Origin of the sequence: Shewanella colwelliana ATCC 39565 (assembly GCF_000518705.1) — a bacterium.
Classification (GTDB): Bacteria; Pseudomonadota; Gammaproteobacteria; order Enterobacterales; family Shewanellaceae; genus Shewanella; species Shewanella colwelliana.
In genome coordinates, this window is sequence record NZ_JAEC01000008.1 from 140,761 (window position 1) to 167,045 (window position 26,285).

At 43.9% G+C, this 26,285-nt stretch carries 26 protein-coding genes; 13 read left to right on the forward strand and 13 right to left on the reverse strand.

The annotated features are described in order from the left end of the window. The 4 genes from L876_RS0106320 to darG are packed head-to-tail and all read left to right on the forward strand — an operon-like array spanning nt 1 to nt 5,379. Nucleotides 1–3,063 carry a type I restriction endonuclease subunit R gene (locus L876_RS0106320; protein ID WP_028763028.1) on the forward strand — a complete coding sequence of 1,021 codons (3,063 nt, stop codon included), beginning with the start codon at nt 1–3 and terminating at the stop codon, nt 3,061–3,063. 10 nt (nt 3,064–3,073) lie between these two features. After that, nucleotides 3,074–3,667 carry a DarT ssDNA thymidine ADP-ribosyltransferase family protein gene (locus tag L876_RS0106325; RefSeq protein WP_028763029.1) on the forward strand — a complete coding sequence of 198 codons (594 nt, stop codon included), beginning with the start codon at nt 3,074–3,076 and terminating at the stop codon, nt 3,665–3,667. A gap of 3 nt (nt 3,668–3,670) precedes the next feature. Further along, entirely contained in the window at nt 3,671–4,321 is a 651-nt protein-coding gene (gene darT, locus L876_RS0106330) for a type II toxin-antitoxin system toxin DNA ADP-ribosyl transferase DarT (protein WP_028763030.1), read from the forward strand. Continuing rightward, nucleotides 4,318–5,379: a type II toxin-antitoxin system antitoxin DNA ADP-ribosyl glycohydrolase DarG gene (gene darG / locus L876_RS0106335; protein WP_028763031.1), complete on the forward strand. Its 1,062-nt coding sequence runs from the start codon at nt 4,318–4,320 to the stop codon at nt 5,377–5,379. The genes darT and darG overlap by 4 nt, the downstream gene beginning before the upstream one ends. Nucleotides 5,380–5,457: 78 nt before the next feature. On the opposite strand, the gene L876_RS0106340 is transcribed toward darG, so the two are convergent. From L876_RS0106340 to L876_RS21250, 4 genes are all read right to left on the reverse strand, one after another. After that, on the reverse strand, nt 5,458–6,945 hold the full coding sequence (locus tag L876_RS0106340) for a hypothetical protein (RefSeq protein ID WP_028763032.1): 1,488 nt from the start codon (nt 6,943–6,945) through the stop codon (nt 5,458–5,460). After that, nucleotides 6,942–7,637 carry a hypothetical protein gene (locus L876_RS0106345; RefSeq protein ID WP_028763033.1) on the reverse strand — a complete coding sequence of 232 codons (696 nt, stop codon included), beginning with the start codon at nt 7,635–7,637 and terminating at the stop codon, nt 6,942–6,944. The genes L876_RS0106340 and L876_RS0106345 overlap by 4 nt, the downstream gene beginning before the upstream one ends. A gap of 45 nt (nt 7,638–7,682) precedes the next feature. Continuing rightward, the gene (locus L876_RS21245; protein ID WP_051412970.1) at nt 7,683–8,507 is read right to left on the reverse strand and encodes a YagK/YfjJ domain-containing protein; all 825 of its coding nucleotides are present in this window, start codon (nt 8,505–8,507) and stop codon (nt 7,683–7,685) included. 476 nt (nt 8,508–8,983) lie between these two features. Continuing rightward, complete coding sequence (locus L876_RS21250) at nt 8,984–9,229, reverse strand: helix-turn-helix transcriptional regulator (protein ID WP_037428109.1); 246 nt, start codon at nt 9,227–9,229, stop codon at nt 8,984–8,986. A 783-nt stretch (nt 9,230–10,012) separates the two neighbouring features. On the opposite strand from L876_RS21250, the gene L876_RS0106370 reads away from it, so the two are divergent. Both L876_RS0106370 and L876_RS0106375 read left to right on the forward strand, forming a co-directional pair. Continuing rightward, entirely contained in the window at nt 10,013–10,426 is a 414-nt protein-coding gene (locus L876_RS0106370) for a hypothetical protein (protein WP_028763035.1), read from the forward strand. A gap of 113 nt (nt 10,427–10,539) precedes the next feature. Next, nucleotides 10,540–11,115 carry a hypothetical protein gene (locus L876_RS0106375; protein ID WP_037428110.1) on the forward strand — a complete coding sequence of 192 codons (576 nt, stop codon included), beginning with the start codon at nt 10,540–10,542 and terminating at the stop codon, nt 11,113–11,115. 198 nt (nt 11,116–11,313) lie between these two features. On the opposite strand, the gene L876_RS0106380 is transcribed toward L876_RS0106375, so the two are convergent. The 3 genes from L876_RS0106380 to L876_RS0106390 form a co-directional block, all read right to left on the reverse strand. Next, complete coding sequence (locus L876_RS0106380) at nt 11,314–12,039, reverse strand: hypothetical protein (protein ID WP_028763037.1); 726 nt, start codon at nt 12,037–12,039, stop codon at nt 11,314–11,316. Nucleotides 12,040–12,056: 17 nt separating this feature from the next. Then, nucleotides 12,057–13,337 carry a tyrosine-type recombinase/integrase gene (locus L876_RS0106385; RefSeq protein WP_028763038.1) on the reverse strand — a complete coding sequence of 427 codons (1,281 nt, stop codon included), beginning with the start codon at nt 13,335–13,337 and terminating at the stop codon, nt 12,057–12,059. 203 nt (nt 13,338–13,540) lie between these two features. Continuing rightward, nucleotides 13,541–14,404 carry a YicC/YloC family endoribonuclease gene (locus L876_RS0106390; protein ID WP_028763039.1) on the reverse strand — a complete coding sequence of 288 codons (864 nt, stop codon included), beginning with the start codon at nt 14,402–14,404 and terminating at the stop codon, nt 13,541–13,543. Nucleotides 14,405–14,585: 181 nt separating this feature from the next. Between L876_RS0106390 and rph the strand changes: the two genes are divergently transcribed. Beyond that, the gene (rph, locus tag L876_RS0106395; RefSeq protein ID WP_028763040.1) at nt 14,586–15,299 is read left to right on the forward strand and encodes a ribonuclease PH; all 714 of its coding nucleotides are present in this window, start codon (nt 14,586–14,588) and stop codon (nt 15,297–15,299) included. A 94-nt stretch (nt 15,300–15,393) separates the two neighbouring features. Next, nucleotides 15,394–16,035 (forward strand): orotate phosphoribosyltransferase, encoded by a 642-nt coding sequence (gene pyrE, locus L876_RS0106400; protein WP_028763041.1) that lies wholly within the window; start codon nt 15,394–15,396, stop codon nt 16,033–16,035. Between the two features lie 339 nt (nt 16,036–16,374). On the opposite strand, the gene folE is transcribed toward pyrE, so the two are convergent. From folE to coaBC, 5 genes are all read right to left on the reverse strand, one after another. Beyond that, complete coding sequence (gene folE, locus L876_RS0106405) at nt 16,375–17,019, reverse strand: GTP cyclohydrolase I FolE (protein ID WP_028763042.1); 645 nt, start codon at nt 17,017–17,019, stop codon at nt 16,375–16,377. 222 nt (nt 17,020–17,241) lie between these two features. Further along, nucleotides 17,242–19,206, reverse strand: coding sequence for an alpha/beta hydrolase family protein (locus tag L876_RS0106410; RefSeq protein WP_028763043.1), 1,965 nt, complete (start codon nt 19,204–19,206; stop codon nt 17,242–17,244). A gap of 140 nt (nt 19,207–19,346) precedes the next feature. Further along, on the reverse strand, nt 19,347–19,940 hold the full coding sequence (slmA, locus tag L876_RS0106415) for a nucleoid occlusion factor SlmA (RefSeq protein ID WP_028763044.1): 594 nt from the start codon (nt 19,938–19,940) through the stop codon (nt 19,347–19,349). Between the two features lie 81 nt (nt 19,941–20,021). Next, nucleotides 20,022–20,480, reverse strand: coding sequence for a dUTP diphosphatase (dut, locus tag L876_RS0106420; protein WP_028763045.1), 459 nt, complete (start codon nt 20,478–20,480; stop codon nt 20,022–20,024). Further along, complete coding sequence (coaBC, locus tag L876_RS0106425) at nt 20,477–21,673, reverse strand: bifunctional phosphopantothenoylcysteine decarboxylase/phosphopantothenate--cysteine ligase CoaBC (RefSeq protein WP_028763046.1); 1,197 nt, start codon at nt 21,671–21,673, stop codon at nt 20,477–20,479. The genes dut and coaBC overlap by 4 nt, the downstream gene beginning before the upstream one ends. 144 nt (nt 21,674–21,817) lie before the next feature. Between coaBC and radC the strand changes: the two genes are divergently transcribed. From radC to L876_RS0106450, 5 genes are all read left to right on the forward strand, one after another. Then, nucleotides 21,818–22,495, forward strand: coding sequence for a RadC family protein (gene radC / locus L876_RS0106430; RefSeq protein WP_028763047.1), 678 nt, complete (start codon nt 21,818–21,820; stop codon nt 22,493–22,495). A gap of 123 nt (nt 22,496–22,618) precedes the next feature. Further along, a complete protein-coding gene (gene rpmB, locus L876_RS0106435) occupies nt 22,619–22,855 on the forward strand; it encodes a 50S ribosomal protein L28 (RefSeq protein ID WP_028763048.1) in 237 nt (78 codons plus the stop codon). Nucleotides 22,856–22,861: 6 nt separating this feature from the next. Next, a complete protein-coding gene (gene rpmG, locus L876_RS0106440; RefSeq protein WP_028763049.1) occupies nt 22,862–23,035 on the forward strand; it encodes a 50S ribosomal protein L33 in 174 nt (57 codons plus the stop codon). 327 nt (nt 23,036–23,362) lie between these two features. Then, nucleotides 23,363–24,682 (forward strand): amino-acid N-acetyltransferase, encoded by a 1,320-nt coding sequence (gene argA, locus L876_RS0106445; RefSeq protein ID WP_028763050.1) that lies wholly within the window; start codon nt 23,363–23,365, stop codon nt 24,680–24,682. A gap of 188 nt (nt 24,683–24,870) precedes the next feature. Beyond that, on the forward strand, nt 24,871–25,410 hold the full coding sequence (locus L876_RS0106450; RefSeq protein WP_028763051.1) for a hypothetical protein: 540 nt from the start codon (nt 24,871–24,873) through the stop codon (nt 25,408–25,410). Here L876_RS0106450 and rarD read toward each other — a convergent pair. After that, nucleotides 25,381–26,274, reverse strand: coding sequence for an EamA family transporter RarD (rarD, locus tag L876_RS0106455; RefSeq protein ID WP_028763052.1), 894 nt, complete (start codon nt 26,272–26,274; stop codon nt 25,381–25,383). The two genes, L876_RS0106450 and rarD, sit on opposite strands and share 30 nt — an antisense overlap. Between the last annotated feature and the right edge of the window lie 11 nt (nt 26,275–26,285).

Sequence of the window (26,285 nt, forward strand, 5' to 3'; positions counted from 1 at the left end):
ATGTTTAACGAACAAACTGTAACAGAAAATGGAATTATTGACCGTTTGAAGAGCTTAAGCGGAGTTAAGTGGAATTACTGCCATGGTGAGAGTTTGCCGAAGCAAACACACGATATCTTCGTTGATACCTGGCTCAAAGATGCGCTTTGTTCGTTAAACCCGGATATTGGCAACAATCCTGATTATGCTGATGAAGTGATCTACAAACTTCGTGGCTTGATGTTGGAAGCCAAACACACAGGCTTAGTCAAAGCTAACGAGAATTTTCATGAATGGTTGATGGCAGAAAAAAGCCTGCCGTTTGGTGAGTGCGGCGACCACATCACTATCAAGCTGATTGACTTTGATACTCCTAAAAACAATCACTTTGTTGTTGCGCAGCAGGTTCACTTCATTGCCGCGACAGAGGTGTTTTTCGATATCGTTCTGTATGTGAACGGTATCCCACTGGTGGTGGGGGAAGTAAAATCTGCTACTCGTCCAAGTGTCACCTGGCAAGATGGCGCAGCCGATTTTATGGGCGGGCAAAAGCACTATTGGAAAAATGTTGAACCGTTCTTCGTGCCAAACCTTCTGTGTTTTGCTTCTGAAGGTCGCACCTTTGCTTATGGTGCAATTAATGCGCGAGTGAAAGATTGGGGGCCATGGCATAAAACCGAACAGCGAGATGAGATTCCAGCTAGCTTAGCTACCGTACTTGATAGCTGTGAAGGCTTGCTGAATCCAGAAACCTTGCTGCAAATGCTAGAGTCTTTTGCGCTGTTTTCAACGGTGAAGACAGGTAAAGACACGCCTCCTAAACGCATTAAAATTCTACCGCGTTATCCGCAATTTGAAGCCGCAAAGCAAATTGTTGAGCGTGTAAAAAAAGGCTATCCGAAAAAAGGGCTTATCTGGCACTTCCAAGGTTCTGGTAAGTCTTTGCTTATGCTCTATGCCGCTCGTATGCTCCGTGCGGATAACAAGTTGAAAAATCCAACCGTGTTGATTGTGGTAGACCGCCGAGATCTCGATAGCCAAATTAATGAAACCTTCGGTGGGGCAGATGTTAAAAACCTCATCAAAGTACAAAGCTGTAGAAAGCTTGGTGAGCACATAGAACAAGATAGTCGCGGCATTTTGATCACCACAGTCTTCAAGTTCAAAGATGTCGAAATCGATGAGAGCAATGAAAACGGCCTAAATAGTCGTGACAACATTATCGTGCTGGTGGATGAAGCGCACCGTACTCAAGAAGGCTCCCTCGGCGATAAAATGCGCTGGGCGCTACCTAATGCTCACTTCTATGGTTTAACAGGTACGCCGATTTCTGGTATCGACCGCAATACCTTTAAACTCTTTGGTGCTGAAGAAGATGAAGGGCGTTACATGAACCGCTACAGCTATAAGCAATCCATACGAGATAAAGCGACCAATGCAGTGAAGTTTGAGCCTCGTTTGGCTGAGCTTCGTGTGGATCGTGCAGCGATTGATGAAGCTTTTGAACAAATGGTCAAAGACAACGACCTGGATGATGATGAGAAAATGGCATTGTCTAAACGTGCTGGCCGCTTAGCGATTATGTTGAAGGCGCCAAAACGCATGGCAGCAGTAAGTGAAGATATTGCCAATCACTTTGTAAGCCATGTAAAGCCGAAGCAGATGAAAGGCATGGTTGTGGTGTATGACCGAGACGCCTGCGTTCAGATGTATTACTTACTTGGTAAGAAACTAGGCTTCGATGCGGTTGAAGTGGTTATGAATGTCGACCAAGCACCAATCAAAGATGAAGATGCAAGTAAGAGAGGCAAGGTTAACAAGGACTGGCGTAAATGGAAGCAAGACCTTGAGCTGCCTATCAAAGAGTCCGACTTTGAACGTTGGCAAGAGATTGATGGTAATGACCAAAAGCAGAAGAGCCTGATTGAGGATTACAAAGATCCAAAACAACCACTTCAATTGCTGATCGTGACCGCAAAACTGTTGACTGGCTTTGATGCGCCTATTTGTTACTGCATGTACTTAGATAAGCCATTACGTGACCACACCTTGTTGCAAGCAATGTGTCGTACTAACCGTTTGTACGAGACGGATAATGTTAGTAAGCAAATGGGCCTCATCATTGATTACTTAGGCGTGTTTGAGAACTTGCGTACCGCACTCGCATACGATCCTGAAGAAATCGACGGTGTTGTAGAAGGCATTGAGGCCTTTAAGGAGCTCTTGCCAGCTCAGTTAGACAAGTGTTTAAGCTTCTTCCCTAATGTCGACAGAACCATCGATGGTTTTGAAGGCATTATGGCAGCGCAAGCTTGCTTACCGACTAACGAAAAGCGCGATGAATTTGCAGCCTCTTTCGGTGTATTAGCTAAGCTATGGTCTGCGATTAACCCAGATGCTTTCTTAACTCCTTATCGAGCTGATTATAAGTGGTTGGTACAAATCTATGAATCAGTCCGCCCAGTAGGGCAAACAGGCTCTCTCGTGTGGGCAGCGTTAGGTCCAGAAACCATTAAGATGATTCATGAGCATACAGATATCAATCGTATTCGTGATGACATCGATGAGCTGGTTATGGATGAGCACGCTATCTTCACTTTGACTGAGAAAGAACAAGAGAAGCGCGCAAGCCAGTTAGAAATCGATCTAATGGGTCGCCTAAGAGGTAGTGGTAACCCTCAGTTCGTAGCATTAGGTGAGCGCTTAGAGAAGCTTCGCCAGGATTATGAAGCAGGTGTAATCAAAGCAATCGACTGGCTGAAAGGGCTACTTGATACAGCTAAAGATACCGTTCAAGCCGAGCGTGAAACGGGTGACTCACCTGTAACGAAGGAAGATAACAAGCAGGCGTTAACAGAATTGTTTTTAGAAACACGCCCTGAAAGCACACCTAAGGTAATTGGTGATGTCGTCGAGCAGATAGACAAGATTGTAAAAGCCAAGCGCTTTAAAGGCTGGCAGAGCTCCAACAGTGGCCCAAGAGAGATTCAAAAGGCACTGCTACTGACTCTTGCCCAGTTTGGTTTAGGAAAAGACAAAGAGCTGTTCGCCAAGGCGTACGGTTATATTGAAGAGCACTACTAAGGAAAGTAACATGCAAAAACAAAGGACTAACATTAAAAATCAATCTCTGATTTATCACATTACAGATCTAGCTAATCTAGGGGCTATTTTGAAAGAAGGCATAAAATCACGCAGCGAATTAAATCCGCGTCTTTTTTCTGATGTCGCGGATAGGCAAATTCTGGAAGGGCGCGAAGCCCATAATCTACATAAAATGGTTCCTTTTCATTTCTTCGCAAGGAACCCATTTGATGGAAGTGTACAAGAAAGGAACCCTGATATTGAGTTTGTTATTTTAACTGTTCACAGAAGGCTTGCTGCTCAAGAGAATTGGAAAATTATTCCTCGGCACCCATTAGCTATTGGCAAGTTTCAAATATTGGAATATGCAGAAGGCATGGACGCAATAGACTGGGAGCTTATGAGCAAACGTGAATATCATGATCCAGAGTGCAAATCGGTTTGTATGGCTGAGTGCTTATCTCCAACAACAGTTCCATCAAGTAATATTTTTAGTATATATACGCGCAATGGTAAGGTTGCAGAAGAAGTTGGCATGTTATGTAATAGATACAATCTAACACCCCATATCAATGTACAAACAGCATTTTTTATAAATGGTTGATTAATGAGTTATCAGGCAGGTTTAAATCCGGAAAAAGCATTGATATGGCGCATTGTTCATAGAGATAACGTCGAATGGATTTTGCAGAACGGTCTTCATGCTGGCAATAGTAATGTGCGAGCTAAAACATGGGTAGATATTGGAAATTCGGAGCTAATATCTAAGCGAGCAACACACCCTGTGCCGATTGCACCAGGAGGAACGCTTAATGATTATGTGCCCTTTTACTTTACTCCATTCTCTCCTATGTTAAAAAATATTCATAGTGGTTGGGGAGGGGTTAAGAGGCGTGGAAATAGTGAAATCGTCATCTTAGTATCTAGTTTAAGGGAACTAGAAAAGCGCAGTGTTCCATTTATTTATACTGACAGTCATGCTTACTATATGTGGTCTAATTTTTATGATGACTTAGCTAATTTGGATAAAATTGACTGGAATATTATTCAGAAGAGGGATTTTAAGCGTGATGCTGATGATCCTGCTAAGTTTGAACGATATCAAGCAGAAGCTTTAGTTCATAGCCATGTGCCCGTAGAGGCGTTGGTTGGAATAGTGTGCTTTTCAGATGATGTTAAGCAATACTTAGAAAAGACAATTAAAAAATCTGGTCACAACTTGCAAGTTGTTACACGGCCAGGATGGTATTTTTCATGATTCACTACACAACAGGTAATTTACTAGAATCCGACACCGAAGCCCTAGTTAATACAGTTAATACTGTAGGTGTGATGGGTAAAGGTATTGCGTTAATGTTTAAAGAGCGATTCTCTTTAAACATGAGTTTATATGTTAAAGCTTGTAAGGATAAAGAAGTTCAGACTGGCAAGATGTTTGTTACTGCAACTAATGAACTTGGTAACCCTCAGTGGATTGTGAACTTTCCAACGAAACAGCATTGGCGCTCATCTTCTAAAATGGAATGGATAGTTGATGGTCTGAAAGACTTGAGAAGCTGGATCGTAGCTAATGATATCAAATCAATAGCTATTCCTCCGCTTGGTGCGGGTAATGGAGGCTTGAATTGGTCAGATGTTAAACCAGAAATTGAAACCGCTCTATCATCATTAGAAAATGTAGATATCTATGTATATGAACCTATTGCTAAATATCAGAATGTAACGAAAACAAAAGGAGTTGAGACGTTAACTCCTGCTAGGGCTATGGTTGCCGAACTCGTAAGACGTTACTGGATTCTTGGCATGGAATGTAGTTTGCTTGAGATCCAAAAACTAGCTTGGTTGTTATCTCGTGAACTGGAGAAAGAGGGGTTAAATGACATCCTTAAACTTAAATTCCAAGCGAAAAATTATGGACCTTACGCACACAATTTAACTCATTTACTAAATGCACTAGATGGAAGTTACCTTTGCTCTGATAAGCGCATTCCAGATAGTGACCCATTAGATGTCATACGTTTCAATGACATGAAAAAAGAGAAGTTGCAAGCTTACTTGAAGACGGAAGCTAAAGCATATTTGCCAGTTTTAGAAAGAACTTCAAAGTTAATTGAAGGATTTGAGTCACCATACGGAATGGAATTGCTAGCAACCGTCGATTGGTTAATTAGTAAAGATAAGTGTAGCAATAACATCGAGTCGATTAAGCAAGGCTTGGGTTATTGGGAAGGAGGACCTAAGTGGGCTGAACGTAAGCTATCTTTGTTCCAAGATCGACATATAAGCTTTGCTATTGAGAGGTTAGGGTCCGTTTAAAATTCCTATAATTTGATTTATTATAAAATTTCAAGCACGCGCGCGCGGTGTTTCACCGCGTTTAATTTTAGACAGACTCTAACTCATCCATGGGTTTATAGCCTTTTCTCGCTCTGATTCAGCCTCGGTGATTTTTGTTGATATGGGCTGTGGATTGGCCAAAAACATAAAACAATAGGTGTCGGATCTATCTGGAGATTTTATGTTGTGCTTCTCTCGCATCTCCTTCTTTGAGCATACAACCCATTGACCGAGCTCATTGAGGTGGACAGGTAAACGGGATATCTGGCTTTTAGTAAGTTCCGAGCCATCAATCTGCATTCGTCCGGTTTTTATCGCATCACGCATCATGATATGGCTATATGCCCGTTGGTTGATGAAGCGACTTTTCTCCCCACGATTAAAGACAGGTTTCCCCCATCTGATTTCTTGAACGTTTAAACCGAGTTCTAAGGCGATTTTTACAGTAGAGAAGCCAACGCCATCACCGTCAATTAAAATGCTGATATTTTGGCTCACATAGGGCTCTACGTGCCTTTTTATCTCGTAAGCAAAGTCTATAGGATCTATGTCTGCGCGCATTTCGATAATGGAATGGGAGACGACCAGCCGAGTATCCTCAGGCTCTAAAGATACCTTGCAAATATTGATCACCGACTTGTCTCTGCCATTACCTACATCGCATGCAGCTACCCAGCCCCATTGACCATCAATGAGTGCTGGTGAACTGCTTGCTGCTCGCTCGCAATCTATTCTGCTTAGTAAGTAGCCATCCAAATTGTCGGGAAAGCTTCCCAATACTTTTATTTGGTATTCTGGCGAGTCTTCACCACCGTAAGATATGAGTTTTTCACCGATAAACTCAGGCGTCACCAAAGGCGATTCTTCAGAGTTTAAAGTGATTGCATCCCAGATCCCGTTAGGATTATCGGTTGTTTTAGCTAGCCGATGGTGAGTATCGTAAAAGAAGCCTGATGTGCGGGTAGGTTGACTGAGTAAGCACATATTGTTGTTGGCTTCGGTTAGCGCTGAGCTCAATACGTTTAGCGCTTTGTCTGATAGACCACTGGCTTCATCAACGACCACTAGGTAGGTATGACAATGCTTACCCGCTAATGCTTCTTCATTGCCCTGGCGAGCAGATTTGGTAATACAACTCCATATGCCTTTATAACCGATAGCGTAGAACTCTCGTTCATTTAAATCGAAGTAGCGTTCTATCCAAGGAGTGTTACTACAGAGAGCTTTGAAGTTGATTTTTAGGTACTTCCAAATGACATTGCGTACTTGAGCTGCGTTATTGGCAACCACTACCACTCTGCTTTCTGGGTTTAAGATAATAAAGGCCAAGATGATAATGCTGGTCATATCGCTTTTGCCTGTACCATGACCGCTAGATACAGACACTCTTGCGCCTTGCTTTTGAATTGCTGATATTATCTGTCTTTGCTGCCAGGTAGGACTTTTTCCCACTAATACTGAGGCAAAGCCAATCCAGTCGTGCTGGAACATGGCTAAGAGTTCTATATATCGAGGATCTGCTAAAACCGTTTTTAGCTTTTTCAATTATTGTCCTCGCTAGGTTTAGAGTTAGTAAACAGCTGCTGGTTAATTCTTTGCTTCTCTCTCGATACAGCCTGTTGACGCAATTTGATCTGCTCTTCTTCCGCCGCAATAGTGGTTTTGTAGTCTTCTAGTTTTTCAAATATTTGCTCACGACTTAGGTTGTCGTGAGCAGTATCGGTTTGTTGTGCTGTTAGCTCATTAGAGAGCATTTTTTGCACGTACCCAGGTAACTCTCCTAGCTGGTGGATCTCAAAATGATATGCGACATCACTAGCTAAGCACTTGCCTTTGTAAAGCTTATTAAGCCATTGCTTGCGCGTCTTAATTACCTGAGGGGAGTCTGCTTGAGCAAGTGAACAGTCGAGCACTTTATGAATTTGTGGGACAAGCTTGGCGGATCTATCGGCACATGAAAGTACAACGCTAAGGGCTGCGGAGTCATCCCCTTCAGTGATTAGCCTTGTTATAACCTCATGTCCCAGGAGAGTGACATTGGATAATTGACCTTTTAAAACTCCAAGTTCAAAACCAAGGTCGTTATCCAATATTGAGCCAACCAATACTTCCGGTATATTGTTAGAGAAACCACCATGAATAAGGGCTGCACGGTTGTTATCTTTAAACTTTGAGCGTCGGGTTTTGGGATCAATGATGTAGTCTTTGTTCTCTTTAGCTTGCTTTGCTTTTTTCATTTCCCACATCCATTGCAAAGTGCAGTAATTGAGCCTAAGTGTTTATCACTCTTTTGGTGTGATTTGGCCGTGTTTGAAAGCTAGTTGATGATTGTCTTCAGTTTGAGCATTTGAGTGAGTTATGGCGTGGAGAGATACCGGTAACTCGCTCATTTTGAGCCAGCCATGCTTTTGGCTTGTTTTGTTATGATTTTTACTTAACTGATGACAGGTTTTAATGAATAGGAGCTTTTTATAATTTTTAGTGAATGTAGTTTGAGGATCTACAAGCAACAGCTCATCATGTTTATGAATAGCTAATTTTGGCTTTAGCCTACTACTAATGAAGTTTCTTGCTATACCATTGAGCTCCTTAGAGTGCTCTTTGGTCAAGTAGCTAATACGATAGATAATAGGGTCGATAGAAGCTTTATTGCCTCTTGTCATGGTGCCGTAACTGCGTTTTACCTTCCTCAGCGTCCCTCCAGAAAATTCTTGCCAAGAAATTGAAAGTGAATCAACTAGTCTACTGGCATGCTGAATTTTATGACCACTCAGCATAAAGACTACATGGTAGTGCTCGATAGATGATGATACTTGTTCTCTGGTGCAAAAATAGGCGACTTTACAGTTGTACAGTTTTTGTAGTTTTGCTTTTTCAGCCTGGAGGTATAAACCAATACCTTTATTGGTTGGTGAATATTGTCTGGGGTGAAGATCAACTCTTACTACAAACACTCTTTGATAATGGCTCAGCATTGTTTCACACAATATAAATACCCTATTTAATGCATTTTTTAAGTGTTTTTTAACTTTCGGCTTGTAGATCTGATAACAGTGATTTTTGTATACATAAGTAAGGCTGTTATGTTTGGTGATGATGAATGACATAATATTTTTTTCTGTAGGTTGTATTTGTTAGCTGATGACCATGGCGGTTTTAATTTATATTATTTAAATACCGCCATGATTAACCATTATTTTAGGTGTTTTTTATAGGCTGATTTCGTAGCCTTTCGTAAAGAACTTCTGTTAGTTGAATGTAGTAATTGGTTATATTCCTAAGTATCTCGACCTCTATATCTTGATCGATTAACTGTTTGGTTAGTTCTCTGATTCTATTTTCTTCAGTGTTCATTAGTTAACTCCGAATCTGTGAGGGTTGTAATTTATGAATGTTAATTAGATGATCGATATCTTTGAGTAACCAGCATTTATGTCTGCCTTTTTTAACTGTTGGTGGTGGGAATTTTCCCTGTTTAATTTTAAGCGCGAGTGAAGATCGACTCGCTTTTTCTTTAATAGCGCTTAACAACTCTTTCCTGTTAATAATTCTTGTATCTTCAAAGAAAAACCTCCGGTCATCATTAATGGTTTGTATCGGCATTGTTTCCCCCAATGTTTTTAACTTTTCTGGATTCTATCCAGTTATTCAATTCTATAAGGGACCAGGCAACCTCACTACCACCCGGGATGAGCTCTCTACGCTTGGGAAATAGGCCTTTTCGCTCAAGGGACCATGCTGTAGTTCTTGATATACCGGTAATATGTTTTCTTTCACTTTCACGAACGAGCCTATCGTAAGGCAATGGGTTATCTGTTTGAGAATTCATTAACTACCTCTAAGAATTATTGAGTTGTCATTTGGGTTCGAGGCCATCTTGCGCTGTTTGTGGGGGAGGAAAAATAGCAAACGCTAGCGAAACTATAGTTTCGCTAGCGGTCGGGTAGTTTATTGGGGGGGCGAGCTTATCTTGCTTGTTTATACATCAAAGCTTGCTAGCACTCGGCTAGTGAATAGCTAGCTTACAGACGAGTTGCCCTACAAACTCTCATCTCTTTGCTTAATGTTTGACCTCACCGTAAATCGCCCAACAATGTATGGGTATACATTCGTATTTAAATTCAGATGTTTGGAGGTGATTTGAACACAAAATCAGTGCGTGTTAATTCAATCGGAAATAATTAAATAAAATCAGACAACTATATTTCCAGGCCATTTAATTAATAGGTTTGAAAAACGCGCATGAGTACTAATAAAATATTCTTGACCTGCGGTAGACAATTTTAAGCAAAACAGAAGTGATAATTTAGTCTAGCCAATGGAATAGATAGCGCTAAATGCGATGGAAGAAACGCCTTTTCTATGATAGTTTGAAGGCACTTGCCTGGACTCGTAAAGCGAAGCCTTTAAGAGATCTGTAATTGACTTTATGTAAAGAAGCGATGCTTCCGTAACGCCGAAGGGAGGCCTCAAAGTCGCCCCAAGGGCATCGACTATAAACTCACGGATTGAGTAGCGAAAAACTCCTCTCTCCGAATTAAAGAACAATCTGTTTCACGAGACCTACGGCTCGTGAACATCGGTCATTCGGCGAGAAAAAGGAGATATAGATATGGGTGCTAAGGAAGAGTTGCTATCATCCTTGGTCGCAAAGGACACTAGCGGTGGCATTCAGCTAATACATGACAAACTTGTTCGCCATGAACTGAAATGGAAAGGGCCGAGCAATAGCCAAACATTGCTATATTTTTTTCGGAAAAACGGGAAAGAGATTGGTGTGGCGGCAATGCGTCAAGGCATTTTCTCTTTTCCTGCTCCATTTTGGCGTACTCGGGATACGTTTCTCCGTGAAGCGTTGAATCGTGTCGCAAGTTATTCTCTTATAGGGACAGAGCCTGCGATTTCATCTAGCCAGTATTCGGCTGGACAAATCAGGATTAATCAATCAACGATCGACTCAATCGAGTCAATAATAGAAGAAATCATTCTTCCTGAATCGAGAGCGGCAGGTGCAACCATCACCTAACAAGGCCGTAAACTCGCTCGCATTTTTCGTTCGCTGCGCTCTATACAAAGCGCCAGTTAAGACTGACGTTATGACTCATAGAATTTAAAGGTCAGTTCATTAAAGAGGTCAAGTTGAATTACAAAGAAAGATTTATTAAAGCTGTTCTAGCTACTAAGGAACTTGGGCTTAAAGTCGATAAGGAACCCCTGCCGATAGAGAAAGCTTTATCCAAGAGTAAGCTTCAGAGTATTCAATTGCTCTGTTTTGAAGTGTTGAAATTTAGAGGATACAGCTACTCTTCAGACCTCGCGCAAAAATGCATCCCAGTTCATTTGGATTTGAAACACTTTTTGAAGCTATATCTAGATGTTGATAGCTATATTACTGTTGGCGATCGATATTGGGACGATTATGTTTACTGTGAAATGTCTTATGAAAGTATAAAGGACGAACTAGCTAACCCTGGGCGGGGGGACTTAAAAGCCCATGTATGGTTAACATTAAGTGACGGGACCTTATTGGATTGCACCGCTGAGGCTCATGCAGATTTGATTTTTGGTAGGCCCGAGTATCCTATTGAACAGTGCATTATGTTAATAAAACCAACAGAAGTTAATGATGCAAAGAAAGGGTTTCACAGGCCGTATTTGGTTGGTATTGATTTTCTCGAAAAGTCTGGGGCTTGCAGGGTAGATTTCTCATTATAGCGGTCATAACAAGAGTCATCAGGCTGTTCGGCCTACGGCCGACCCGCTGTTACTGGCGTTAGCCCATAGATATATTACTCTGAAACTTACATAGTAGAGCAAAAGTCCTAATGCAGAAATGTCCTAAAACGACTTAATTGTGCAAGAGTTCTACTTGCTTAGTCTTCCTTTCTAGTTCCTGAAGTTAAAGCATAGAAGTTAGCCAAACAATTTGGAATATTTCCTAAGTATGAGCTCTTGCACTATGTCTTTACATGGAACTTCCTTATCAGGTCGCCCACCAGCCTTTGCTTGCGCAGGCACATACTCGAAGATCTGTTTTTTGATTAGCCCTTCAGATACTGAAACTTTTTTATGGTCTCTAATGAGTTGTTTAATTGCTCTGGCCACAAAGGCATATTTTACTGTTTGGTGCTCAGGTTGCTGGAAAAAGTCTTGTGCTATTTTTATGGCTATTTCGCGATACTGGTTGTTCTTCTCGCTAACTGCTACCCCTCCCTTAGTTACATCCATCTTTGCTTTTTCACCATAGGTCATAGCATGGTTTGTTTGAGCCGCTGTATTGTGGATACCTATTTCATAGTTAAGTGAGCCAAATTTTAGCAGTAGCTTGTCAAGTTGCTGGTGGTCAGTTGTTGGTAAACTTGCTTTGAATAACTTTAGCTCTTGCTGAAAGCTATCGACTTTAGATTGGATACTGGCAAGAGATTCAAGCTCTTCAGTCTCGCTGATGTTCACACCAAGCTTACTCTCAATATACTCTAGCGATAAACCTGCGTGATCGCAGATTGATTCAGGAGTTAGGTCTTTCTGTTGCAGTGCGCGAAGTTCATTGATCTTGCTTATAGTGAGCTCGCCATCAGTTAAGTGGTTTGCTATATCGTCTATCCAAATCTGACAGTCTAGATTTATGTCAAAACCCATATTTCACCTTATTTACATTAAGCTCGTTGTGAGAATGGTGTTACGTTGGTTTCATTGTTGACCATAGGTGCAACCATTGATGCCAGCTTATCAAGGGCAACAGCTCTCTCTTTTAGATAGTTATACTGATCGTAAGTACCTTCAATTTTTTTTCTTTTGTGGTTCAAGCATCTTTCAGCGATGTCGTTGGGGATACCAATCTCTGCCAATAAACTTCTGCATGTACGTCTTAAATCATGAATAACAAAATACTCAACCCCTGCCTTACCTAAGAGATTTGAGCTTGCTACCTTTCCACTATCAACTTTCTTACCGAAAGCCTTTGCCAATGCATGGTTTAGAGTGTCGTTAGATATGTGTCCTCTTGGTTCATCGTTTTTTTGTTTTGAGACCCGTCTAGATGGGAATAGGAATTCTGAACCGTTAGCCTTCACGTGAAGCTCTTTGAACCAGGGAATAATATGGTCGGATAGAGGGATTATAATTGCGGCTTTTGTTTTTGTTCTCTCTGCAGGGAGGTGCCACTCATTATTATCAAAGTCAAACTCCTCCCATTTGGCTTGAGTTAGCTCCCCCTTTCTGACACCAAGGCAAACCAATAGAGCAATAGCTAGATAATTGTCTCTGATAAATGAATGATCGTTGTTACTCAGTACTCTGAACGTTGAGCGAAGCTCTGTGAATGTAAGTCGTCTAGTTCTACTTGATTCAGTTCCACCAGCATCTGCAGCAGTAAATGCACTTGCTGGGTTAGCGGGTATCAAATCTAGTTTGCAAGCATGGGTAAATAGCTTCTTACAACATAATAGGACTTTATTGGATACCGAGTCTCTTCCGCTTGCGGCAACTTTACTTATAATTGATCTGATATCTCGAGCATTTACATCACTGATTTTTAGTTGTCCGATACTAGGTTTAATGTCAGTAGTGTATTGTCGTTTAGGGATCTCAGGGTGCTTCAGCTTACTGGCATAATGTAAATACCAATCTTCAAAAAGGTCATCAACAGTTACTATAGTCTCCTCTTTAGCTCTATCTCTCTCCGCTAGAGGATCTGCACCTTGCTTTGCTTGGTGAATGAGTACCGCGGCAGTCACTTTGGCATCAGCTAAGCTCATTTGTGGGTATGTGCCACCGCTAATGGTCATGGTGCGACGTTTACCATTTACGGTGTACCTGAGCTCCCAGTACCCTATTCCAGTGCCTCTAGAGCGAATATATAACCCACTACAACCAACAATAGCTTTTCGTTCTACAGTCTTACTTTTTAAAAATGCCTTTATCTGTTTGTCATTCATGGAGTTACCTCAAAAGTGGTGACCAAAGGTCATTTTTTGATGATTTTGATGAATTTAAGGTTTTTTAACGTATTTGGTCACCATTTTGGTCACCACTTATGCTGAATAATAGCAAACAATCTAGGATATGTAAAAACATAGAAACCCTGTTATAACAAGCGTTATAACAGGGTTTTAGGTAGGCTTGATGGGGTTGCTGAACTCTATTCCACGTTCTGGATCTGTTCGCGCATCTGTTCGATAAGCACTTTTAGTTCGACTGCTGCGGCGGTGACTTCAGCGCTGATGGATTTAGAGGCGAGGGTGTTAGATTCGCGGTTAAACTCTTGCATCATAAAGTCGAGGCGACGACCTTGAGAGCCGCCTTTTTTAAGGATACGACGCGTCTCTGCAACGTGTGCGTCGAGTCGATCCATCTCTTCGGCAACATCCATCTTTTGTGCAAGAATTACCATCTCTTGCTCCATACGGGCGGGATCAAGTTCGCCTTGAATTTCGCTCAAGCGATTGGTTATTTTGTCGCGTTGCCATTGCATAACGCTTGGCATGTGTTCACGTACGATAGTGACTTGCTCGACAATTTGATCAAGGCGAGTTTGCAGCATGGTGTTGATGGCATCACCTTCGCGACCTCGGGCTTCGATGAACTGCGCAACGGCATCATCAAAGGCGACGAGCAATTCTTTGCTGATCGCGTCCATATCTTGTTCACTACCTGACATAACGCCTGGCCAGCGCAATACATCGACGACATTAATTTCGCCTTGTCCTGCTTCTTGTTTTACCCAATTAGCCGCTTGGATAATCTGGGCTGCTAAGGCTTGGTTAAGCTGTAGGTCGCTGTCTTTGTTTTCACCTAGGTCATAACGTAGGTTGACTTCGATTTTGCCACGATTTAAACGTTTGCGTAGACGGTCTCTCAGCACAGGTTCTAGGCTGCGAAGTTGCTCTGGTAGGCGTAGGTAGGTTTCTAGATAACGCTGATTGACCGAGCGGATCTCCCAAGAGGCGGTGCCCCATTGTGCTTTGTGCTCGATACGAGCGTAGGCTGTCATGCTTTGGATCATGGGTTATTCCAATTGTTTAAATCGATTAATTGAGCTTGGATTATAGTCTGATGATGCAAAGGGTTAAAGCAAACTCTGCCGCCTTTACGCTTTGGCGCATGAATATCATGGCATCAATCGCCGCTAGCCCCTATAATATGCAGCCAAATTTGCTTTCTCTTTATCTAAACAGGAATTTCCTATGCGCCCAAGTGACAGAACGCCCGCTCAATCTCGTCCAGTAACGATTACTCGACAGTTTACCGCTCACGCAGAAGGTTCTGTTTTGGTTGAATTTGGTGAGACTAAAGTACTTTGTACTGCTAGCTTCACTGAAGGCGTACCACGCTTTCTTAAGGGGCAAGGCCAAGGTTGGGTAACAGCTGAGTACGGTATGTTGCCACGTTCAACTCATAGTCGTATGGACCGTGAAGCAGCTCGTGGTAAGCAATCGGGTCGTACACAAGAGATCCAGCGTCTTATCGGTCGAGCGCTACGTGCTGCGGTTGATATGAAAGCGTTAGGTGAAAACACTATCGTTATCGATTGTGACGTGATTCAGGCTGATGGTGGCACGCGTACTGCGGCTATCACTGGTGCGTGTGTGGCATTGGTTGACGCGCTCAACTGGGCTCGTGGTAAGGGGATCATCAAGAGCAACCCGCTTAAGTTCCTTATCGCTGCGGTTAGCGTGGGTATCTATAAAGGCGAGCCGATTTGTGATCTTGAGTATATTGAAGACAGCGCCGCTGAAACTGATATGAACGTGGTTATGACAGAAACGGGCAAGATCATTGAGATTCAAGGCACCGCAGAAGGTGAGCCGTTCAGCCATGAAGAGCTACTTAGTTTACTGGAGTTGGCCAAGCACGGTATTCGTGAAATCGTCGATGTGCAGAAGGCCGCATTGAGCTAATTTGTTTTATTGTTATGTAAGGGCCCTACGGGGTCCTTTTTGTACCTTAATATCCAAACTATAAGTACTACCCCTACATTTTTAAGGAGAGATTGTGAAAGCCTATCAACGTGAGTTTATTGAGTTTGCCCTTGAGCGTAATGTATTAAGATTTGGCGAATTTACGTTAAAGTCAGGCCGCACTAGCCCTTACTTCTTTAATGCGGGTTTGTTTAATACCGGTCGTGATTTGGCGCGCCTTGGCCGTTTTTATGCTGCGGCGTTAGTCGATTCTGGCATTGAGTATGATTTACTATTTGGCCCTGCATACAAAGGTATTCCGATTGCGACCACGACAGCGGTTGCACTTTGCGATCATCACGACATCGACATGCCTTATTGCTTTAACCGTAAAGAGAAGAAAGACCACGGTGAAGGTGGCAGTCTAGTCGGTAGCGAGTTAACGGGTCGTGTGATGTTGGTGGATGATGTGATCACTGCGGGCACTGCAATCCGTGAGTCGATGGAGATTATTGAAGCCCATAAAGCCCTACTTGCTGGTGTATTGATTGCGCTGGATCGTCAAGAAAAAGGCAAGGGTGAACTCTCGGCGATTCAAGAAGTTGAGCGCGACTTTGGCTGTGAAATCGTGTCGATTATTAAGCTTGAAGATCTGATTAACTACTTGTCTGAAAAACCAGGTATGGAAGCGCAGCTAACATCAGTAAGTGCTTATCGTGACCAGTACGGGATTTAGAGCTTACGGATAACGGAACGTTCGCTTACGGAAAAGATAAATGCCGCGATTATAGTTAACTATAATCGCGGCATTTTTTTATGATTTTTTATCGTCAGCGAACGTTCCGTCTATAGTAGTGAAGCGTTCGAATCTGCTCTTAATTTCCGAGAGGACGAAGGCCGTTCTGTTATCCGTAACGAGCATGCGAGTGTTCCGTTTTCGGGCTCTTTCTTTTACTTAGCCTGAAACGAAAAAACGCTGCGTTAATAATGCAGCGTTTTTATTTTTGGTTTCTGCTTTTCCTAGCAGGTCGAAGACCGCCCTCGTAGTGAAGCGTTCTAGAACCTTCTTTTAAAACTAATTACTCAGAAACTCGGCGCGCGTAGCAGGGTTAGATTTAAAAATACCGCCGAGCGCTGTAGTGGTGGTTGAACTGGTTGAGTCCATTACGCCACGCGATTTTACGCAGTAGTGGACGGCATCCATCTTAACGGCCACATCTTGGGTTTCTAGCAAGGTTTGCAATGCCACCAGAACCTGTTGAGTCAGGCGTTCTTGCACCTGAGGGCGCTGAGCAAAGAAACGCACGATACGATTGATTTTAGACAGGCCTATGATGTTTTTACGTGGTAGGTAGGCCACGGTAGCAACGCCATCTATGGTCACCAAATGGTGCTCACAGGTGCTGGTGAGGCTGATGTCGTTGACCTTAACCATCTCATCGAAGCCCATCTTGTTCTCGATAACGGTGATCTTGGGAAAGTTAGCGTAATCCAGGCCAGAGAAGATCTCGTCGACATACATCTTGGCGATACGCTTAGGGGTTTCGATCAGGCTGTCATCACGAAGATCCAGTGACATTAAGGTCAAGATCTCGCGCATATGGTGCTCAATCTTTTCCTTGCGCGCTTCGCTGCTTAGTCCGCACGGGACCATAGGCGTCTCAAGACCACGCTCTAATAATGCGGTTTGCACCTGCTGTGCTGCTTCACTTAATGCCATTGTATCCTCCACCATAAATAGTGGTCTGTTCAGTAAGATTAATTTGCTAATAATGTTAAGAAATTAACCCATAAGGTATTCATTATAGCCCGCCCTGTGACAGTTAACATAGGGGATCGGGTCAGGGAGGATACCCTGAATTGCGGGTAATTTATACCCAGAATTAATAAGGGAATAACAAAAAAGCCGATTGCGGTAATCGGCTTTTAAGGTTTCAAGAAATTAAAGCTTCAGGTTCTCTTTGAGGAAGCTCATCATCTGACGGTAATATTTGGCCCTATGCTCGTCGTTATAGAAGCCGTGGCCTTCATCGTCCATTACCAGCTTCTCATAAGGGTAGTTATGCTTCTTGAGCCCCTCTTCCAGCGCTTCTAGCTGTTCGATTGGCGCTCTATCATCTTCACCGCCATGCACCAAAAGCAAGTTGACCTTAAGCTTATCGACGTTTTTGCTAGGAGACATCTGGGTCAGCATGGCTTGGCTTTCACCCAGTACCTGCTTGAGATAACGCTCACCCGCGCGGCGACCTTGTACGTCCCCTTCGCTGAACATCAAATCAAGATCATAGACACCGGCGAAACCTATGGCGCATTTAAACAGATCGGGCGCCAGGATAGGGCTCTGCAGTGCTGAATAGCCACCGAAGCTGCCACCTACGATGCAGATCCTCTCTTTGTCGACTATGCCTTGTTCGATGACATACTTAGTGGCATCGATAATGTCGTATTGGATCTCTGTGCCCCATTTCTGGTGCCCGGCATGTTCAAACGCCTTGCCGTAACCGCCCGAACCGCGAAAGTTCACTTGCAACACGGCAGCGCCTTGACTGGCGATCAATTGGTTTTGGTCGTCAAAGCCCCACCAGTCCCTTGGACCGTGTGGACCGCCGTGAGGATTGACCACAAGCGGAAGGTTCTTGGCTTCTTTGCCATAAGGTAATGTAAGGTAACCGTTGATCACTTTGCCGTCTCTTGCGGTAAAGCTGATTGGCTTCATTTCGGCCATCTTATCGGGGTCTAACCATTTCTTTTGTGACACTAAGTATTCGAGCTTTTTGTTGTCGGCATCGAAGATGTAGTAGTCACCAGGATTTCTATCGTTGAAGGCCTTGATAATCAGCTTACTCATGTCATTGGTTTGGCTGACGAGATGAACTTGATGGCCAGGTAATGCTCCCAATAATTGTTTCAGCGTCTTGGAAAGCGCTTCTTCTTTGTCGACAAATTCATAAGTGGGGTAGCCATTTTCATACTCTACCGCATAAAGTTTTTTGTTGACGCGGTTTATCCATACGTTACTTGGGTCAACAGCTTTGTCTTGGCTAATGAGGCGCTTAGTTCCACTTTTGATGTCCACTAAATAAACACCTTTTGGCTGACCATTTTCGCTGCCTAGCACATAGACGCTGTTCTCATCATCGCCAAAGGCGATAGGGCTCATATCGTCGAGGTTTAGGTTAAGTTTGTCTGTGTCTACCCACTCGTTGTCTTTACGGTAGTAGAGGCTCGATGAAATATAGTCGCGAGTGCCACTAACGAAGCGAATTTCACCATCGTGATCGGGGAGGAAGCGGGCGTAAGAGATTGGTGCCGTGGCTATCTTCTTGCGTGTGCCTTTGTAGACATCGACACGATAAACCTGCTGCAGATTTTCCATCATATTTGAGCCACGAGAACCCCAAGGTAGAGCATTGACCAGCATATAACGATCATCCTCTGGCATTGGGTCTAAGATGTATGCGGTAGCTTCTATAGGCGTATTTTTCTTGATGCGTGAACCCGTTTGCTGTTCGCCGCCCTTGTAGCCAAATAGGTACGTTGGCTGCGATCCGTCAGCATTGACGGCCATTAACTCACCATAATAGATTGGGTGATCACTCCACCCCTTCAAATACTCCTTGGCCAACACGATTCGCTCATTGTTAACCCATACGTATTGTCCAACCTGAGCATTATCTGGAAAGCGCACAACATTTGTCGGCTTTTTAGTTTTGGCATCGAGGATCATCAGCATATGCTTGCCATCTTTAGATGTTATTGTGCTGAGATAGTCACCGTCGGGAGAGATTTGGACATTGGAAAACTCTTCAGAGCGACTAAATAACCATGCGGAGTCTTTATCGGCGGCAAAGAGATGGCTGCTCAAGAGGTATAAGCAGGCTAAACTAAACGACTGAATTAGTTTCATAGAACTTCCTTGTAACATAATTTTTTATCAGGTTTTATATTTTTGTTGCGGTATGAGGGTAAAACAAAGGTTGTATAAGTGCAATACTTGGACAGGAGGTCGTAGGCAGCGATTTTTTGCTGCCTACATTAAAATTAGTGTTAACTTTGTAGTAGCTGTTGCTGAATAAAACTCCACTGTTCGGCAAAGTGTTCGGTGGGTTTCTGTTTAAAGTCGCTGCGTACAAATTGCGCTATGCGGCCTTCGGCGACTGCCAGTAATAAGTTAGCTAAAATGGCTTCGTCTAAGTTAAAGCCTTTGCCTTCGCGCAGCGTCTTTTCACGTAAAATTTGCTTAAGATGAGTTTCGACTTTCGAGAATATTTGGCTGGTTCGGCTGCGTAGACGCTCATTTTCCCCAAGCAGGGCATCACCATTAAGGACTCGCGAGATCCCAGGGTTGCGCTCGGCAAAAACGAGCAGCAGTTGCAGCAGTAATTGGCACCGTTTCATGGTGTCTTTTTCATCATCCATGATGAGGTTAATACGTGACAGTAAGGATTCTTCGATAAAGTCGATAAGCCCTTCAAACATCCTTGCTTTACTCGGAAAGTGACGATACAAAGCCGCTTCCGATACACCGACTTCTGCTGCGAGTTTGGCTGTGGTGATGCGTTGTCCTGGACTCGTTTCTAACATGGTGGCTAAGCACTGAAGGATATGTTCACGACGATTAATTTTAGGGCTTGCAGCCATTTAAGTTTCCTTTACTCAATTACTACAGGAGCCGATGGGCCGAACACTGCCCATGACTCTCTAATTTTTTAGATAGGTTGGTTATCGAGTGCCTGAGTGGCCGAAACCACCTTCACCTCTGTCGGAGCTATCAAATTCATCGACTAACTTAAACTCGGCTTGCACTACAGGGACAAAAACCAGTTGGGCTAAACGATCGCCAATCTCTAATGTGAAAGGTGCATTGCTACGGTTCCAGCATGAGACCATGAGTGGACCTTGGTAATCGGAGTCGATAAGCCCGACTAGGTTACCTAAGACGATTCCTTGTTTGTGACCAAGGCCTGAACGCGGCAATATCACTGCCGCGAGACTGGGGTCGGCAACGTGTACTGCAATACCTGTTGGGATCAATTGAGTTTCGCTGGGGCCAATGGTCATGGTGGTGTCTATCATGGCGCGAAGATCCATTCCTGCACTGCCTGGTGTGGCATAAGCGGGTAACGGAAATTGCGTACCGATACGTGAATCGAGAATCTTAAGTTCTATTGGCGTTTTCATGCTGGCTTCATCTGTTTCGCTATTAAGGTAAGTAATTGTCTTGCCAAGGTTAGCTTGTCGGTTGCGGGCAACTCAAACTGGCCATTTGCCCAGTAGACTTTCAGTGCATTGTCGTCACTATTGAAACCTAAAGCTGGGTCAGAGACGTCATTGGCGGCAATCATATCAAGCTTTTTACGCTTTAGCTTATCTTTCGCATAATGCTCTACATCTTGGGTTTCGGCGGCAAACCCCACGGTAAAAGGGCGCTGTTTATGCGCGGAAACCGTGGCTAAGATATCAGGGTTGCGCACGAGTGCAAGGGCCATCTCTTCGGCTGATTTCTTTATTTTGTCGTTGGCAATATCGGCTACGCGGTAGTCACACACGGCGGCACAACCAATAAAAATGTCACTGTGGTGGACTTGCTCCATTACGGCATCAAGCATCTCTTGGGTAGACTTCACATTAACGCGATTGACGTTGAGTGGCGTATCAAGATTCACTGGGCCAGCCACTATGGTGACCTTAGCCCCCATTTCTGCAGCGGCTTTGGCAATGGCAAAGCCCATCTTGCCTGAGCTGTGGTTAGAGATATAACGCACAGGATCAATCGCTTCACGAGTGGGACCTGCAGTCAGTAGCAGGGACATACCTTGTAAGATTTTTGGCGCAAAGAATTGTTCAACGCGTTCGGCAATGACCAGAGGTTCTTCCATGCGTCCAGGTCCCACCTCACCACAGGCTTGGTTGCCAGAGGCTGGCCCCCAAATTGTAATGTTTCTGCTGCGCAAAGAATCCAAATTGGCTTGGGTTGCGGGGTTGCGATACATCTGCTGATTCATAGCAGGGCAGAGCACGACAGGAGCCTCAGTGGCTAGGCAAGTGGTGGTGATCAGCTCGTCAGCCATGCCCGCATTGATACGAGCGATGAGGTTGGCTGTTGCTGGCGCGATGATCACTAAATCGGCCCAGCGGGCTAATTCAATATGCCCCATGGCCGCTTCAGCTGCGGTGTCGAGCAGATCTGTAGCAATAGGATGGCCTGATAAGGCTTGCAGTGTTAGTGGGGTAATAAACTCTTGGGCGCTTTGGCTCATGACCACCCGGACATCGGCACCGCGTTCTTTTAGACGGCGAACTAAATCAGCGGATTTATACGCTGCAATACCGCCTCCTATCCCTAGCAATATCTTTTTATTTGTCAGACTCATCTTCATCACTAATCGTATCAAGGTTGCCCTAATTGGCGTGGGCTAACCATATCACAATCCCACAGGGCTTGAGGATACAAGTTTTTAAAAACTAGACCATACTCTAATCGTTTAACGGCAAAATTGTCTCAACAGGGAGGTGGTATGACAATTAGGGATTGGCCCGATGGTGAGGGGCCGCGAGAAAAACTGTTACGTGATGGGGCTTGCCAACTATCTGATGCCGAGTTGTTGGCTGTGCTGCTCAGAAACGGCCTTAGAGGGCAAAGTGCGGTGTCGTTGGCGCGAGCCATGATTAGTCACTTTGGTGGTCTTAGAGCGCTAATGACAGCGAGTGAGAGTGAAGTTTGTCATATTCAGGGAGTCGGGCCAGTAAAGTACGCGCAATTACAGGCAGCAATGGAACTTAGCAAGCGAATTTCGAAAGAAAATCTACAAAGAGGCAAGATTTTAACAGATCCTGATTTAACTCGGGACTATTTAATGAGACAATTAGCGGATCGTGCCTATGAAGTGTTTGCCATCTTATTGCTTGATAGCCAACATCGAGTGATTCAGTTCGTTGAACTGTTTCGAGGTACCATAGATTCAGCCTCGGTTTATCCACGTGAAGTGGTGAGTCTAGTGCTTGAGAAAAAAGCCGCGGCTGTCATTGTTTGCCACAACCATCCTTCGGGGGTTGCGGAGCCAAGTCATGCTGATCGGCGAATTACTGAGCGATTAAAATACGCGTTGGCAACTATAGATGTTTCGCTGCTAGACCATATGGTTGTGGGCGATCGTGAGATAGTTTCGTTTGCAGAGAGGGGATGGATAGATTGAATATCCCTTGATCTTTGATTTTAGATCCTGTATAAAATGCGCCCTCTTTGTGTGCCTCGGGCGACGGCCATATTCGAGGTACATTAGTGCTCGAGCGTTAAATTGTTTTTGGAGAAGATTGACATGTCAAGAGTATGCCAAGTTACTGGCAAGAAGCCTATGGTTGGTAACAACCGTTCGCACGCAAAAAACGCGACTCGTCGTCGTTTTTTACCTAACCTACAGAACCACCGTTTCTGGTTAGAAAACGAAAAGCGTTTCGTTAAGCTACGTATCTCTACTAAAGGTATGCGTATTATCGATAAGAAAGGTATCGAAGTTGTTGTTGCAGAACTTCGTGCCCGCGGCGAGAAGGTGTAATAAACCATGGCTAAAGCTAAAGGTAACCGTGAGAAGATCAAGCTAGTTTCTAGCGCTAAAACTGGTCATTTCTACACGACTGAGAAAAACAAACGTAACATGCCTGAAAAAATGGAAATCAAGAAATTTGATCCAGTTATTCGTCAGCACGTTATGTATAAAGAATCTAAAATCAAGTAATTCTTGATTGAACTTCTTTGAAAAGCCCCTATTCGTAGGGGCTTTTTTTTGGCCTTTTTATAGTTAAACTTCAGTGTCGCTGTGCTGGTATCTTTATACTGATTGGTATCGACTTCAACAGTAAATCAGGGGGTGAGTTCGCGTCCATTTTTGTCGTACTAACTTTTACTGTATTACTCATATCTCGTCTTAGTTCCCCTATTGCGATTTAATCTCTCCATAATGAAAATAAATGCTTTTAAAGTGAATTTAAATGCAATATTATTGGTTGGTTATTCTTATTGCAGCCAGTGCTGCACATATTTATTGTGATTAGGGGTTACGCGCGTGCGCACTACTGAGTTAGTCGACGGTTTTCGTCATTCAGCGTCCTATGTCAATGCACATAGGGGAAAAACATTTGTGGTGATGTTAGGTGGTGAGGCGCTGGCACAAAGTCAGTTTCGCTCTATTATCAATGACATTGCGCTATTGCATAGCTTAGGGATTAAGATAGTCCTTGTGCATGGGGCTAGGCCGCAGATTGATGAGGCCCTTGCTCAACGCCAATTGGTGCCAGAGTATTATAATGGCGTGCGGATCACCGATGAAGAGTCGTTTAAGGTGATTAAGCAAGTTGTCGGTGGATTGCAGTTAGACATTACTGCACGCTTATCGATGAGCTTGAGCAATACTCCAATGCAAGGCGCACAAATCAACGTGGTCAGTGGAAACTTTGTTATTGCCCAGCCACTGGGTATCGATAATGGGGTCGATTTCAGTCTTAGCGGTAAAGTAAGACGTATAGATGTGCAAGGCCTAAAGCGGCAGTTAGATAGTCACGGTATTGTATTACTTGGCCCGGTGGCGGCGTCGGTGACGGGTGAGAGTTTTAACCTTACTGCCGAAGAAGTGGCGACCCAGATTGCGGTTAAGCTTAAAGCTGACAAGATGATCGGCTTTAGCGCTCAAAAAGGGATACTCGACAGTGCTGGCGAAGTGTTGGCAGAACTCATGCCAACCGATGCACAACGCATTTTGTCAGAGGTGACCGACGAAGATAATTGGTGTGTAGGCACGCGTGCTTTTCTGCAGGCAAGTATCGATGCCTGCCGTAACGGTGTTGCTCGGTGTCACTTTGTCAGCTACTTAGATGACGGTGCTTTGTTGCAGGAGCTCTTTTCACGCGACGGTATTGGTACCCAAATTGTCACCGAGAGCGCAGAGCGACTGCGCCGTGCAAGCATTACCGATATTGGTGGTGTGCTTGATCTGATTCGTCCACTGGAAGAGGCGGGAATCCTCGTCAGACGTTCTCGTGAACAGTTAGAGATGGAGATAGAGCAGTTTATGCTTATTGAGCGTGACGGACTGGTCATTGGTTGTGCGGCGCTATATCCGTTTGAGGAAGACAATGCCGGTGAGTTTGCTTGCTTGGTGGTGCATCCTGACTATCGCGATGCCGATAGAGGTAGCATACTGCTGAAGAATATTATTGGGCAAGCCAAGGTGCGAGGTTACTCTCGCTTGTTTGCACTAACAACGCGTAGTATCCATTGGTTCCTTGAGCATGGTTTTGAAATCGTTGATGTTGATGCATTACCTGATATGAAAAAGCAGCTGTATAACTATCAACGTAAATCCAAAATTCTCGCGTTAGATCTCTAGTAAAAGCTCACTTAGAAGACCACGTTAAGGCGTGGTCTTTTTGCTTGTGTTGGGCGTTATGCACTATTTGACATAATATGTCGTGCGGTGCATAGTGAGGCTATTCAATTTGAGGATGAGCCACCGCTCAATCTTATATCGTGGGGCTCAACAGAGACCTCAGTGACATTTAAATAGGGTGCTTGAACATGGATACTCAAGTCTTTCTGCTAACGGCTTTCGATGCTGCAACGAGTGCGACATTTGTCTCTTTACTGGTCGGCATCGGCTTCATTTTAATTCTGCTAAAGATAAAACCATTACCCAAAGGCGCTAAATTTGCTGCGCTGGGTATGGTGATCGCGGTATTGGGTCTATTATCTTGGGTGTTTTTCAAGGCCCATGATGCCAATATTCGTGTCACCCCGACATCGATGACGGTCGATATTCCTTTGTATCGCACTGAATTGCCTTTGGAGAGTCTTTTAATTTCGCAGGCACGTATTGTTAGCTTGGATGACGCTGATGCGCCACAGCTGAGTTATAGAAGTAATGGCGTGGGGTTGCCCGGCTATAGACTGGGATGGTTCAAGTTAAAAGATACCATCGCCAATAGCGATAGAGCCCTATTGTCCGTTACCAATAGCAATCATGTACTGGTGTTGCCAACGACAGAGGGCTATCTGCTGATATTGAGTGTTGAGCGGGCAGAGTCGTTACTAGCCCTGTTGCTTGCGTCGACGCTTTAACGCCATATCAAGCGTAAATATCACCAACGCACTCCAGATAAACGCAAAGGTGATGCCTTTTTCAAGATCAAAAGGCTCTTTGTATAAACTGACCGCCAGAATAAACATAATACTGGGGCCGATGTATTGAAAGAAACCAAGCATAGACAGCGGGATACGTGTCGCTGCGCCTGCAAAGCAGAGTAAGGGTACCGAGGTCACAACGCCTGCTGCAATAAGTAATAAGTTCATATTAATCTCATTGGTAAACATATTCGCAGTGGCTGAGTCGAGTGTGACAAACAGGTAGATAATGGCGACAGGAAGTAGCAAGGCTGTTTCGACCAATAGGCCTGTTTTAGCGTCGACATTAACTTTTTTACGCAGTAAACCATAAAAGCCAAACGATGAGGCCAGTGCCAATGACACCAAAGGGATAGAACCAAAAGAGATTAATTGAACGAACACTCCAGCACAGGCAAGGCTTACGGCAAACCACTGTAGCTTACGTAACCGTTCACCAAGAAATATCATACCAAGCAAGACGTTAAGTAATGGATTAATAAAATAACCTAAGCTAGCATCGAGCATGTGATCATTATTGACGGCCCAGATAAACAGTAGCCAGTTACCTGCAATCAGCACCGAGGTGATCGTTAGTACACCTAACTGCTTGGGTTGACGAAACAGTTGGCGTAACTTAGCGAAGCCCCCAATAAACTTCATCAGTATGATCATGAAAACAAACGACCAAATTACCCGATGAACCAAAATTTCCGCCGCTGATACCTGATGTAAAAGTTTGAAGTATAACGGGGCAAAGCCCCAAAGGCAGTAGGCACAAATTGCTAATGCAACGCCTTTGCGGTATTCGGTATCGACCATAGGTTCGGGAT

What these genes read in the sequence shown, in the direction of transcription:
- L876_RS0106320 (WP_028763028.1), top strand. Translation starts at nt 1, where the DNA reads ATGTTTAACGAACAAACTGTAACAGAAAATGGAATTATTGACCGTTTG.
- L876_RS0106325 (WP_028763029.1), top strand. Translation starts at nt 3,074, where the DNA reads ATGCAAAAACAAAGGACTAACATTAAAAATCAATCTCTGATTTATCAC.
- darT (WP_028763030.1), top strand. Translation starts at nt 3,671, where the DNA reads ATGAGTTATCAGGCAGGTTTAAATCCGGAAAAAGCATTGATATGGCGC.
- darG (WP_028763031.1), top strand. Translation starts at nt 4,318, where the DNA reads ATGATTCACTACACAACAGGTAATTTACTAGAATCCGACACCGAAGCC.
- L876_RS0106345 (WP_028763033.1), bottom strand. Translation starts at nt 7,637, where the DNA reads ATGAAAAAAGCAAAGCAAGCTAAAGAGAACAAAGACTACATCATTGAT.
- L876_RS21245 (WP_051412970.1), bottom strand. Translation starts at nt 8,507, where the DNA reads ATGTCATTCATCATCACCAAACATAACAGCCTTACTTATGTATACAAA.
- L876_RS21250 (WP_037428109.1), bottom strand. Translation starts at nt 9,229, where the DNA reads ATGAATTCTCAAACAGATAACCCATTGCCTTACGATAGGCTCGTTCGT.
- L876_RS0106370 (WP_028763035.1), top strand. Translation starts at nt 10,013, where the DNA reads ATGGGTGCTAAGGAAGAGTTGCTATCATCCTTGGTCGCAAAGGACACT.
- L876_RS0106380 (WP_028763037.1), bottom strand. Translation starts at nt 12,039, where the DNA reads ATGGGTTTTGACATAAATCTAGACTGTCAGATTTGGATAGACGATATA.
- L876_RS0106385 (WP_028763038.1), bottom strand. Translation starts at nt 13,337, where the DNA reads ATGAATGACAAACAGATAAAGGCATTTTTAAAAAGTAAGACTGTAGAA.
- L876_RS0106390 (WP_028763039.1), bottom strand. Translation starts at nt 14,404, where the DNA reads ATGATCCAAAGCATGACAGCCTACGCTCGTATCGAGCACAAAGCACAA.
- rph (WP_028763040.1), top strand. Translation starts at nt 14,586, where the DNA reads ATGCGCCCAAGTGACAGAACGCCCGCTCAATCTCGTCCAGTAACGATT.
- folE (WP_028763042.1), bottom strand. Translation starts at nt 17,019, where the DNA reads ATGGCATTAAGTGAAGCAGCACAGCAGGTGCAAACCGCATTATTAGAG.
- L876_RS0106410 (WP_028763043.1), bottom strand. Translation starts at nt 19,206, where the DNA reads ATGAAACTAATTCAGTCGTTTAGTTTAGCCTGCTTATACCTCTTGAGC.
- slmA (WP_028763044.1), bottom strand. Translation starts at nt 19,940, where the DNA reads ATGGCTGCAAGCCCTAAAATTAATCGTCGTGAACATATCCTTCAGTGC.
- dut (WP_028763045.1), bottom strand. Translation starts at nt 20,480, where the DNA reads ATGAAAACGCCAATAGAACTTAAGATTCTCGATTCACGTATCGGTACG.
- coaBC (WP_028763046.1), bottom strand. Translation starts at nt 21,673, where the DNA reads ATGAGTCTGACAAATAAAAAGATATTGCTAGGGATAGGAGGCGGTATT.
- radC (WP_028763047.1), top strand. Translation starts at nt 21,818, where the DNA reads ATGACAATTAGGGATTGGCCCGATGGTGAGGGGCCGCGAGAAAAACTG.
- rpmB (WP_028763048.1), top strand. Translation starts at nt 22,619, where the DNA reads ATGTCAAGAGTATGCCAAGTTACTGGCAAGAAGCCTATGGTTGGTAAC.
- rpmG (WP_028763049.1), top strand. Translation starts at nt 22,862, where the DNA reads ATGGCTAAAGCTAAAGGTAACCGTGAGAAGATCAAGCTAGTTTCTAGC.
- L876_RS0106450 (WP_028763051.1), top strand. Translation starts at nt 24,871, where the DNA reads ATGGATACTCAAGTCTTTCTGCTAACGGCTTTCGATGCTGCAACGAGT.
- rarD (WP_028763052.1), bottom strand. Translation starts at nt 26,274, where the DNA reads ATGGTCGATACCGAATACCGCAAAGGCGTTGCATTAGCAATTTGTGCC.